The organism is Paucibacter sp. KBW04, assembly GCF_003852425.1.
Lineage (GTDB): Bacteria > Pseudomonadota > Gammaproteobacteria > Burkholderiales > Burkholderiaceae_C > Paucibacter_A.
Map to the genome: position 1 here is coordinate 18,552 of NZ_QAJN01000027.1, position 11,816 is coordinate 30,367.

Consider the following 11,816-nt stretch of genomic DNA (forward strand, 5'->3'; position numbering starts at 1 on the left):
TCTGAGCTGCCTGTGCGGCAGTGAAGCTTCAGGCAGAAAACCAGCGGCCACGAAAGAATTTCTGAGCTGCCTGTGCGGCAGTGAAGATGCTGGAAGCTATTGAAGACCCAGCCGTTGATTTCTGAGCTGCCTGTGCGGCAGTGAAGTTGGGCGCGGTGCGAAACCAGCGATTGGTGAATTTCTGAGCTGCCTGTGCGGCAGTGAAGGTCTGCCGGGTGGCGCGGCGGATCTTGCTTGTTTTCTGAGCTGCCTGTGCGGCAGTGAAGTAACCAAAAATGATGCTAAGTCACTCTGGCCAGTACGGAATTTTAAAGAACCCGCTATGCACCCCAAAAAAAAACGGCGAACGCAAGTGCTTGATTTAACAAGCACTTGCGAGCCCGATCAAAAAAAGGGTCAGAACCAGGGGACGGTGGCGTTGGCGCTCAGGCCGTAAGCATTGAACTCACCGAGGCTGGGTTCAGCGACAGGTTCGCTCAGCGCCAGAAACAGGTTAAAGCTTTGACCCGTGCTGGCGCTGCGGATCTGCACGAAGGGCAAGTAAAGCTGCTCTGCAGCGGTATCGGGCACCCGCGCCAACGCTTCATCGGCGCTGATGCCATGCCGCTTCATTTGCCGACGACGCAAGCGCTGAGGGTTGCTTTTTGCCTGCTTCCGAGTCAGCCACCGATGCGATGCCGCCGTGGGAACCGGCGCACTCGCAGTCACGCGCACATGGTCATGCATTCCAGTCAGCCAAGACTGCGCCATGAGCTGGGCCAGCGCGGCCTCAGGCCCGAACAAGCGCAAGACGCTGCCCAGGCTGATTGGCCTCTCTGAGTAGTCAGGGAAGCCAACGCCAATTTGCTTGGACTGCAGCTGTACCAAGGCGCGGTGAAGCTTTGCGTAAAGCGCTGACAGCAGCTGATGCGCCGGGAAATCTGGGTCGGCCTGTAGTTGGATGTCGATGTAGTGCAAAGACATGATGAGCCTCACTCTCAGTCCTTGCCTGCGTCGCCAAACACGCCGCCGCGAATCAAGGTGGCCATGACAAAGTGCTGCTGTTCCACGGGGGGGGCGACATCCTTCAGCAGCCAGTTGTCCAAGAGCGAATAAAAGTCTAGCTTGGGACGTGCCTTGCCAGATGCATCCTTGGCGTTTGGCTGACGATAGGCCTTACCCTGGGTTGTCACCGAACCGTAGGGCTCCACCGCAATCGGCCCCAGCTCGTCTGCACCTTCGTACCACGTATCAATCGTCCGGATGGCGTTTCCGACCTTCTGAGAATGGATGGCGGCAACTTCATCGACGTGATAGAGCGTCTTGCTTTTCCCGGCACTGCCTTTGTCCAGAATCAGCTCTTGCGATGGGAACACTTCTTGGCCGGCACCTTGGCGAACAAAGGCCGTGACCTGCAGCAACACATGGGCTGACCCCGCGAGACCTGTGGCAATAACTTGGCTCAACTCATCGAGTCCTTTGGCCTGGTTATAGGTCGCCTCCATAGATCGGGTATTGAGTGCCAATGCATCGAACACCCAAGAACCGACGGCTTGCCCCTCCTGCAGCTTCTCAACCGTCACTTCAACTTGCTCGGCTCCGATCCGGTTGCGCCACAAGAAGCGGCCGTTGGCAAGGTTGGTCGCGTAGCGACGCGCCAGTTCTCCAAATCCATGCTGGGTCATATAGCCTTGGACAGTTGATGCCAGCTTAGCTTGATAGGCCGCACTGTTGCACGCCGATGGTGCGCCTGCTCCGCCGAGTACGCGCAATGTGAAGCGCACTTTGAGCGTGTCGGAATCTGCGGGCAATGCAGCCACATCCACCGTTTGCAAGTTCGGCTTTTCGATGGCTGCGTCGAGCTTCGCAGGGTCTTGATCTTTGGCTTTGAGGCGGTTGCTGATGGTGCCTCGGACCGACTTGGCCTGAATCTTGACGGGGGCCCATGCTTGGGACCGGGCCCGTTCATCCCAGCGCCCAGCGTGGAGTACGGCATCAGAAGGATCCAGCTTGCGTTCAAAAGCCAGGACGGTAGCGGTAGTGAGTTTGTCGGACATGATGTCAATCTTTCAAAATGTGTGTTCAGTTCGATGGAATGAGGACACGGCCTTAGCTGTAGTCGTAGGCGTCGCTGTCATCCAATTCCTCTTGCGCGTCAATGCTGCTAACTGCTTGGTTGAAGGTCTGTTCCGGTGTCGATGGCCGATAGCCATTTCGACAACGGTATAACCCTTGTTCCTCATCGGCCTCCGAGCGCCAAAGCAACTCGGTTAAGTTGGTCAGGCGATGCGGGCTGATCCATTCACCCAGCGAATAGACCGACTCCACAAACCGTAGCGGCACCTTCGGGTCACGTGCATTGCGTACCGAGCCTGCGGCGTGCGTCTGAGCGCCCAGTGCGGCATATCCCACAGGGATGGGCACCACCCAGCCACTTCCTTTGGGACGCATGAGGTCGGCCCACTGCACTTTCCCGTCAGTTACTTCGACATCGCCCGTTGGCATGACAGCCCGATAGTTGAAACGCGAGGCATGTAGCCAAGCATCCAATAGCGTGGCCTTGGGTTGTTGGGTCCGCAGCTCCTGTAAGCGCTGAGCCAAAATATCATCCCGGCCAACCAAGGCGTATCCGGGTAACCATTGGCGACGCCATTTTCGGAATTCCATAGCGGCGGCTTCCGGCTCATCAGGCACGATGGCCAGCCATGGACGCACGCGCTTGCCTGGGGCAGGACGGGACGGCAGCACGCTGCCTCCTGCCACGCGCATACCGCTCAAGATGCTGCCAGTTAGCTTGGCCCAATCGTCTGTCTGCGCTTCATTGCCTTGAACCAATGCCGCAGAGCCACCGGGCACGCGTTTCTCCGACACAGCCAAAACCAAAGTCAACTCCAGGTGGGTTCGGCCTTCTTCCACAATGGCGGCTGTACTGCCGTCTTTGTCGACTGGGTTGCGGGTCAGGTTGAAGGTGCGCACATAGCCCTGGGTCACTTGCTCTTGGTGGTGGTGACACACCACGCCAACGCCAAGCAACTGAAGCGGCACGCCTGCACTACACAGCTTGCGCTCTAACGCCCACATCAAGCCAGCAAAGGCGGTGATAGATGGGAAGCCGTGCGTCAGCGGGCTGGCAATGGCATTTGCGTTTTGGATACGCAAGTGAGGCAATACGAGGATGGCTTGTGGTTTGAGGAGGTTCATGGGTTTCCCTCCCGCTGTGCAACAAGCTCCGCGTGTGTCTGGCGGATGCCGATGTAGTGCGGTGCATCCAGCCGGTCTCGCAAGGTGCGCAGTTGTTGCTTGAAGCCGTCTTCATCTGTCAGCAACACCTTTTTCCACTCACGTGCTTCAGTGTCACCAACCATCAGCCCATCCCGTAGCTGCTGGTTCAACCAATTGGCAAAGAACTTGCCGATGGCCGCAGGCCAGTCCATCCAAAGCCAATCGTGCGCGAACTGAGCTTCCTCTGGCAACTCGGCCCGCAGAGGGTCGAGCCACAACTGCTCTTCGTAGCGCAGGGCTTCGAAACGCTCGTCGTCTCGGCTCCACCCTGGCGGCAGCAGGTGTTGCAGTTCGGCAGCCAGCGCGACCAATTCATCCATCAACGTGTCCAACAAGGCTTCGCGCCGCTGGCGTGTCTCCAATTTAGCGTCTGGGTCGGACTCTAAAAACACGCGCAGCGAATGAATGGCCCGACGCACTTCCGGGCGCGCGATGAAGAGACGATCGAACACCGACGTGGCGTGAGCCGGCAATCGCACGGAGCTGGGCTGCCACCGAGGAGGCTGCGAGGAGAGCAGGTAGTTGACCCCTCGGCGCTCGCTGTTGAGCTGGCTGATGTTTTGCGGCTTGGTCCCACCCATGTTTTGCACGGCCAAACCGGGGTACTCATGAAACATACCGTCATGTTCCTTGCGGTCACGTCGGGCCAGGCGAGCGGCTTTGTTCGCCTCACCAAATCGGTGTTCCTGTACCTGTGCATGCACAGCATGAGCCAATGAGGTGGCATACAGCGGTGCCAACAAGATGTAGTCCGTGTCGGCGCAAGCGTCGCTGCCGGTCAGCCAGTACACCTGTTTGGCCAGAGTGTGGCTGCTTGGCCCCTCAGAGCGTGGTTGCGTCAATGAGACCAAGGCGTCTCGGAGCGCCTGAGCCTGCGCAGGGTCAGCATGCAGTGCGGTCAGAGCATCGGAGTCGTGTGCTAACAGCGCGGCGAGCAAGCTGCGCCCGTTCACTTCCAGCTTGAGTAGCTTGTACACATCCAGTGCCGCAGCGTTGCCCACCACATCGCTGGCAAAGCTGGAGCCAAGGGCGTGGCTGCCCAATTCAGCGAGCGAGGGCAGGGTCGCTGGCTCCATATACAGATTGGTGCCGCGCGCTTCAGGGTGGATGGGTTTGAGGGAATGAGTGACAGCTTGGATTTGCTCCACACGCTTGGCTGCGCTGGTCAGCCAAGCGTCATAAGCAAACGACGCCATCACCTCGTCGCGTTGGGGATCGTCAGGCTTGAGCTTGTCGAGCTTGCCTTGCAGTCGTTCTTGCAAGAACGCGCTGATGGCCGCTCGATAGCCTGTCTCGCCGCCTGTGCCAGGGGTTTGGGACATGGAAATACCTTTCCAAAAAGGAGTTGGAAGCTAGAATCCCACGGTCAGCACACAGCCAACCGGGGATGTGACAAATGGCTAGATAGCCGAAGAGGCCCTTCTTGGGGCGCGGAAGCTATCCACTGTGACCTCACTTTCTTATTGGTGCCTCCACAGCACGTTGTTGACATCAACCGTGGTGCAACTCGAACCTGCACCACGGTTTTCTTTACGGGATCAGATTTTAACCAGTCATCTTCTATGCGTAGGGAAAATTATTTCGTGAACGGATCTTAGTGCAGAACTAAGGGACAATCAAGCCACTGTCGGAAGACAGCTCAGAAAAGTCACCTTCCTTGCGTGGCGCACTGATCCACTGCCGTACAGGCAGCTCAAGCTTTCTTGGTGAAACCCAAGCGCTCGTCCCACAGCCAGCCGTCCCGGCATGCGGGCAGGCTGGCTGTGAAGTAGCGTTCTGCGCATCGCGCTAATGACAAGCCTTGCGCCTCAGCCAGCGCGGACAATTCCTGCATCAAATCCAGGTGCGGCCATCGCGACACGGTAGTGGTGTCCATTTGGGGAAGCGGTGCCAAATGGCACAGGGTTTGATGCACAGGGATATAGGCTTTGTCATGGCGCCCCTTGCCATCCTCTACGCGATGCAGCCACAGCGACTCTTCATCGTCGTCGGGTAGCAGCGCGACATCATCTCGACGCTGCGGGTCAAAGCGAAAGCGCTGAAACTGTGGGAGCAATCCAGTCAGCCACAATGCTCGTGGAGCTTCTGGTCGTGGCTCGTGCCACTGCAAGCTCGCGGCATGACTGACGGCAGCGTCGCCTGGGGCCTTTGGCAGCATGCAGGCGTGGATACGAGCGTGCTCTAAATCGACCAAGCGGCGGCTGGGGTGTAGCGCCGCTTGTGCAACAGCGATGCGCGGCTGCGCATCGACTGCCCACAAAAAGCAGTTGCTAGCGTCCTGCTCAAGCAGGTCATGCAGGAAGTGCGACTTTAGCTGAAAGGGACGATGCGCTGTTTCAAAGCCTGGTTTGCAGAACGCAGGCTGGTTGGTCTTCTCGTAGTGGCGTAGGTTGCTGTCCAACACCGCCATGTTGACGCCCCCAACCGCCCCCGGTTGATGCCGACGTATGCGCCCTGCGAGCTGAATGAGAGACCGAATAGAAGACGGCTCAACTACCGCCCAGTTATACGAGTGGTCCCGCCCGACTTCAGTGACCGGACTACCTAACACGACAAATAGGTGGTTTTTCTCGGGGTATGCATCAAAAAATGCACGCAACTCCGGCCGCTCAAGCGCCGGGTCGTAGTCCGCCCCCGCACCACGTCGGTTCAACGCGGTGTCTAGTTTCTGCTCCATGGCAGACCGCAGAAGCAGCGGGAACTGCGAGTGGTACACACACAAGTGGACGCGTACATCAGGGGCGGGCGCGCCCATGGCATACATGGCAAGCGCCACGTCGTATAGCGGCGCGATATTGGCCATGCGGATCAAGCCAAAGCTGATGCGCTTGCCGCTTTTGGGGTCTGTGCTTTGGTTATGCGGCAGTTGATGTAGCCGCCATGCTTGCTCTAGGGCAAGGCGCGCAAAGTCTTTGCGGCGTTCGGCTTCCTTCAGACTGGGCCAAGTGTCAGGCAGGGGAACAATCTGTGCCAGGCGGCGCACTTCAGCCTGCTTGAGCTTGCTGATGCGTTTGTCCACAAATTGGGCATGTGCCTCGCGAAACGTGGGGCCGTCCGCGCACTCTTGAGCAGTTTGATGGAACTCATCGATCCAAAGGCTGCAGATGTTGAGTGGCTCACCGGGGCGCTCGCTGCGGTGCTTCTGGTAGACCGCTCGCCCGGCGCGGTAGGCCAAAAAGAGGCCTTCCACCAGTGCCGGCGGTAACGTGGCCGAGGACAGCAAAACACGGCTGCCCAAAAGCCCCGCCCAATGCACCAGCCTGGTCAGTGCTGGCAAGTCGGCTATGTCGAAATCGTCGGGCTCGTCCAGTACCAAATCGCCTGTGAGCAGCCGCAACATGGGTGCGATCTGGCGACCCCCACGCAGGCTTTCCGTGGCTGGCGTCAGATGATCTATGGTGCATACCAGCAAGGGGGCGGACAGCAGGCGGCGCACATGAGGGTCATCCGTCAGCCTTTGTAGCAGGGGGTGCTGATCGTTCCCTTCGTAGAGCAAACCACTGACCGATTCTTGAAGGTCTTCGGCGTCATCGGATTCACCTGCAACCGGCAGACGGGGGTCACCCATCAGCCCTTGTATTGAGGCCGACCCCGTTGCTTCGGCCTGCTGCTCCCAGTATTCAAACAAAGCGCGACTGGCCGACCCACCCACCTGTATCGCGAGCTGTTCGTCGTTCAAGGACAGGTCGTTTTGAAAGCTGCGCCCGGTTTGCAGCGTCAGGGTTCGCAAACCCATGGCAAAGGCACAGCGCATGCCTTTCTCAGGCTCTGCAAGCGCGTACATGATGCGGGCGTTGCCAATGGTCTTGCCGCAGCCCGTAGACGCCATGTTGACGATGAATGTGCCTTGTTTCGCAGCTCGGCCGTGGAGGCTATGAGCTAAGTCGGCGGCCTTGTCTTGCCATGAGAAGCGTGCATCCGCAGTCCGCCGTTTGAGCGGCTTGTGGTTTTTGAGTGCAGGCAAGCTTCGAGCCAAGCTTGGGAGGGACCGTGCCACTAGCGTCGCATGGGCTTGAACACCCAGCAGGTGCTCATCTAAAGTTTGGTTGAAGCCGGGGTGGTGGGCCTGAGAGCCAAGGTCGGTGGCTGCACCGTTGCGACGCGTGTTGGCATACAACGGGTACTTGGTATTTCGGAACAAGGTTCGGCGGGACTCGTCGGAAATGCTGGAGTAGTGGTGGTCCGCCAGCATCAGGCAGAGCCTGGATACATGCATGGCAAATGGGGCGTACAGCACAGGTTCTGAACTTTGGTGCTGAGAAATCTCGAAAAGCTTCTTCGCGTAGCGCGCTGCCTTCTTCCGCCAGGCGACGGTCGACACCGGCAGACCATGCTGAAAGTGCCAATGACCTTCCACTTTTTGTTTGGTGGACACTTCCCGGGGTTCATTCCAGTCAGCACTGATACGAAGCAGCACGTCGTCTAGATTGTTGGCATTCAGGAAGGTAGGTCGCGCGCCAAAGCGACGATAAATTGAACGATAGTCATTGACTTCGTCGTCGTTGTTTCCTTCTGCAGCCAGGACTGGCTTGCACGGCAGGCGGTGGTGGGTAAAAACAAGCCAAGCGACCGCCTGAGCAAGTGGCGGCAGATTGGCAAACGGGAGGCTTTGCGATGCGCGTGGTTCATCCAAGCCGTCGCGTAGCAATCGTCCGCCACGGTGATCTAGCCACATAGCCTCAAAGACACCGGGATTGACGCCGACGTCTGCGCAAGCCGCTAGCCGTTGCAGCCATCCGGCGTCCGTGGCTTCTGATCCGACAAATGCCTGAAACAGCCTGACCGACACCCACTCATGACGGTAGTGATTGCGTTCACGCTGGCCAGGGTTGCTGAGCTTGTCTTGAAACGCCTGTGTGGCCTTTCCCAGGTCATGCAGGAGGGCCGCAAGCGCCGTTAACGCGGTCATCAAAGGTAGGCCGTGCCACGCGTTCTCATCGTCTGCTCGCAGCACATTGCTGCGAGTTGAGTTCGTCGGAACCGCCCCCCGCTCATTGAAATGCGAGGCATCCCCCACCGTCCACAGCAGTTCGCTGTGGTCCAGCCCACGTATCCAGTGGCAGGCAACGGCTGTGTTTTTGCGGGCGGTCTTGCGCAGCAGGCGGCGCAGAGTGTCTAGGCCGTCTTGGGTGATGGCGGTTTGCCAAGTGCGGTCGCCGCGCCTTTCAGCAAACTGGTCAAGGATGCGGCGCGACTCGGTGAGTGCGCGCTTGTCGCATTGGGAAATAAACAGGACGTTCATGGACTGATGCCGCTGGTTTTAGCCGATTGGCCTTGTTGTACGGCGACTTCTTTGAGGGAATCGATCATGAAGTCCAACGCCTCATGGCGGGCGAATGAGTCTATGCAGGCTTGCCGAAACTCTTGTTCGCTGTCACCGCGTTTGGCGCTGACAAAGGCCTGCGGCAGGATTTGGGCATCTTTGATCAGGTCAGCGGCGTCAAACACCAGGCCGCCGCGCCGGGTTTTGCCGTGGAGGACCGCCAAGCCGTGGGGCAGGCCCAGCACCCAGGTGGCGGTGGCGGCTAGGCCGTAGGCGAGGTAGTTGCCGTGGTCAAGAAACTGATTGGCCAGGTCGGTGCCTTCCCCCTTTTTGCTGCGGGTGAAGTCGCCGAAAGCGAGCGCGACACAGGCCATGCGGTAAAGCTGCTTGGTCAGGCGGGCTTCTTCTGTCAGCAGAGCGGTGGTGTCTTGCGCGGCTTGAATTTGAGTGAGGCTGCCCGCAAGCATGGCGTTCAGCTCATCGCCGTCGATCTTGAAGCCTGCATCGCGCAGGCGCTTGTCCAGCCATTGCTTGCCGACCCTTGCCAGTCTGAGCTTTTGCAGGGACTTGGCCGCAGCGAGCCTGTGCGCATCGTCAAACCAAAAGCGAACCCAGTGCTGCAGGTACTCGGTGGGCCGGTACTCGCTTTGCGGTTGCAGCCATTCCACTTCAAGCTCGCGTTCAGGGGCTGCAAACAAGGGCGTGCCGCCGCCACCGCAAAATCCCAGCAGCACACCGGCTTTGGCCAACTCGCGCATGGCAGCCTGCGTGACCGAGGTGCCGGTGCCCAGCAGCACGGAGGTGGTGTTAGCGATGGGGATATTCCAGTACAGCGACTGCTTGCCCTGCTCGGTCACATACTCCACCCGCCCGCCGTTGACCAAGACCCGGCAGTGCTCCAGGTAGTAGATGTTGGCCCGCTTGGAGTGCAGGATGGTTTTGAGATCGCTGGGGGTCAGGTCTTGCATGCCCGCAAGTTTCAACTCTTGCTAGCTCACAGGACGAGCTAGTTGGGCGAGCAGTGCCTAAGTTGCTAGGTGAATAGTTACTGCAATTTGCGGTGCTAGGTCTGGGGCTCTGAATTTATTGAGCAGACCAGTCAAGTCTAAGGAAGTCTATGGCGACTAGGCTTGGTCGGTTTGTACAGCTGTCAACGGCAGAGTTGGCTGGCCCAAGCGCGTTCGACTTGATGACCTGACTGCGTACTTTTATGTGATGCGGACTTTGGCAGTTGGAGCCCCCAATGAGCAAAGGCGAAGTCCTTGGTTGCAGTTGCGGCTTTTGCCACCGCCAGAGGCAATTATTCATTTCTAGCCGCGGCTCACATCTTGCTCCTCCAAGGACTTCCATCGCTGCGATCGACTGAAGCAACAAGCATTTGCTTCACTCACCAGATGGCTTTTGGTGTGATCGGGTGAGCGAGTACCCAAATTTTCACCTCAAGTGAACTTGGGTTGCTTCCGTCGGTGGCATTTGGATTGTGTGACGACAAAATTTCTAGGAAAGAGCCAAGGGAGCATTGGTTTTGACGCGAACTCACGTCGGTTCAATTCCGGATTCCTAGCGTTGAAATCGCCGCACAACTCGCCGCACAACTTGCCGATTCGAAAAATCTTAACGACGAGCCTGTGCGGGCTGTAGCGTTGTTTTCAAGTGACGCCGGCCCACCATCTTTTTGAGAAAACCCAATCCTGATCGGTTGGGTTTTTTTATGCTCGAACGGATTCACTGCCTGCCGGGCGAGCATTGGAGGGTTGAAATCACGGCCCGACACTGGGTGGTATTTCCCTCGAAAACCAAGGGGAATACCGCTCACTCTTGTCACTGTTTTAGGTGATATTTGTATTGAGTTTGTAAGCGCAGGCAGCGCGTGGGATTGCGCGCTGCTTGCAAGATTCGCGCTCGACTACAATCAAAGCCTGGGTGCAAAGCTCGCATATGGCAGGGCAGCAGGTTTTAGCGATGGTCGGGCCGCCTCGCGGGAAAATGACGACCATGAATCTGAATCCGACCCATGTCACCGAAGTTGCGGCAGCCGCGATCTTTGTTGTGGCCCTGCTCCATACCTTCTCCACCAAGTTCTTCGAGGATCTCGCGCACCGCAGTCCTCGGCATGGCGGCATCTGGCATTTATTGGCCGAGGTGGAGGTGGTGTTTGGTTTCTGGGCTCTTGTGCTGATGCTTTTCATGTTTGCCTACAACGGCAAGCAGGAGGCGACAGCCTATCTGGAGAGCCGCAATTTCACCGAACCCATGTTTGTGTTCGCCATCATGGTGATCGCAGGCACGCGCCCCATCATTCAGTCTGCCATGCGTTTGGTGCGTGGAGCGGCCAAGGCCTTGCCCTTGCCGGGCAGTGTGGGTATGTATTTTCTGGTGATGAGTCTGGTGCCCTTGCTGGGCTCTTTCATCACCGAGCCGGCCGCGATGACACTGGCTGCGCTGATCCTGGCCGACCAGTTCTTCGGCCGCGGCATCTCCTCCCGCCTGAAGTACGCCACCTTGGGTGTGCTTTTCGTCAATATTTCTATCGGCGGCACCTTGACCTCTTTTGCCGCGCCGCCAGTCTTGATGGTCGCCAGCAAATGGGGTTGGGACAGCAGTTTTATGCTGGCGCACTTTGGCTGGAAGGCGGCGATTGCCGTGTTCATCAATACCGTGGGCGTGACCCTGTTGTTCGCCAAGGAGTTGAAGCAATTGCCCATGGCTGAGGTGGAAGATGGCGCGGCCGCCCATGTGCCTCTGCCTCTTGTGTTGGTGCATCTTTGCTTCCTGGTGGGAGTGGTCGTGTTTGCTCACCACCCGGTGGTGTTCATGGGCTTGTTCCTGTTCTTCCTGGGCGTCGCCAATGCTTACGAGCGCCACCAGGATCGTTTGATCCTCCGTGAAGGCCTGTTGGTGGCCTTCTTCCTGGCGGGCCTGGTTGTGCTGGGGGGGCAGCAGCAGTGGTGGTTGCAGCCGGTGCTGATGAGCATGAGCAGCGATGTCGTCTTCTTCGGTGCCACGGTGTTGACGGCTTTCACCGACAACGCCGCCCTGACATATCTGGGCTCTTTGGTTGAGGGCCTGTCGGACGGCTTCAAGTACGCTTTGGTCGCTGGCGCCGTGACGGGTGGTGGCCTGACCATCATCGCGAATGCGCCGAACCCGGCTGGCATCGCGGTTCTGCGAGAGCACTTCGACGGCAAGGCTGTGCACCCCCTGGGTCTGCTGTTGGCGGCCTTGCTTCCTACCATCGTCGCTGCAGCAGCTTTCAAACTTCTTTGATCCAGGGACTGAGCAACCGTCTTGA

At 58.3% G+C, this 11,816-nt stretch carries 7 protein-coding genes and 1 CRISPR repeat array (1 of these 8 only partly in view); of the genes, 1 reads left to right on the plus strand and 6 read right to left on the minus strand.

All coding sequences use genetic code 11. The features are described from left to right. Positions 1-266: direct repeats of the CRISPR family, unit length 28 nt; unit sequence TTTCTGAGCTGCCTGTGCGGCAGTGAAG (it extends 9,550 nt beyond the left edge of the window). 130 nt (positions 267-396) lie between these two features. The 6 genes from cas6f to cas1f form a co-directional block, all read right to left on the minus strand. Further along, on the minus strand, positions 397-963 hold the full coding sequence (gene cas6f, locus DBR47_RS24325) for a type I-F CRISPR-associated endoribonuclease Cas6/Csy4 (protein ID WP_124455067.1): 567 nt from the start codon (positions 961-963) through the stop codon (positions 397-399). Positions 964-977: 14 nt separating this feature from the next. Then, complete coding sequence (gene csy3 / locus DBR47_RS24330; protein ID WP_124455069.1) at positions 978-2,036, minus strand: type I-F CRISPR-associated protein Csy3; 1,059 nt, start codon at positions 2,034-2,036, stop codon at positions 978-980. A 52-nt stretch (positions 2,037-2,088) separates the two neighbouring features. Continuing rightward, positions 2,089-3,180 (minus strand): type I-F CRISPR-associated protein Csy2, encoded by a 1,092-nt coding sequence (csy2, locus tag DBR47_RS24335; protein WP_124455071.1) that lies wholly within the window; start codon positions 3,178-3,180, stop codon positions 2,089-2,091. Next, entirely contained in the window at positions 3,177-4,583 is a 1,407-nt protein-coding gene (csy1, locus tag DBR47_RS24340) for a type I-F CRISPR-associated protein Csy1 (RefSeq protein WP_124455073.1), read from the minus strand. Before csy1 ends, csy2 begins: the two co-directional genes overlap by 4 nt. A 371-nt stretch (positions 4,584-4,954) precedes the next feature. Continuing rightward, positions 4,955-8,503, minus strand: a complete 3,549-nt coding sequence (gene cas3f / locus DBR47_RS24345; protein ID WP_124455076.1) for a type I-F CRISPR-associated helicase Cas3f — start codon at positions 8,501-8,503, stop codon at positions 4,955-4,957. Next, the gene (cas1f, locus tag DBR47_RS24350) at positions 8,500-9,492 is read right to left on the minus strand and encodes a type I-F CRISPR-associated endonuclease Cas1f (RefSeq protein ID WP_124455078.1); all 993 of its coding nucleotides are present in this window, start codon (positions 9,490-9,492) and stop codon (positions 8,500-8,502) included. The genes cas3f and cas1f overlap by 4 nt, the downstream gene beginning before the upstream one ends. Positions 9,493-10,519: 1,027 nt before the next feature. On the opposite strand from cas1f, the gene DBR47_RS24355 reads away from it, so the two are divergent. Then, a complete protein-coding gene (locus DBR47_RS24355; RefSeq protein WP_231512483.1) occupies positions 10,520-11,791 on the plus strand; it encodes a putative Na+/H+ antiporter in 1,272 nt (423 codons plus the stop codon). The last annotated feature ends 25 nt before the right edge of the window (positions 11,792-11,816 follow it).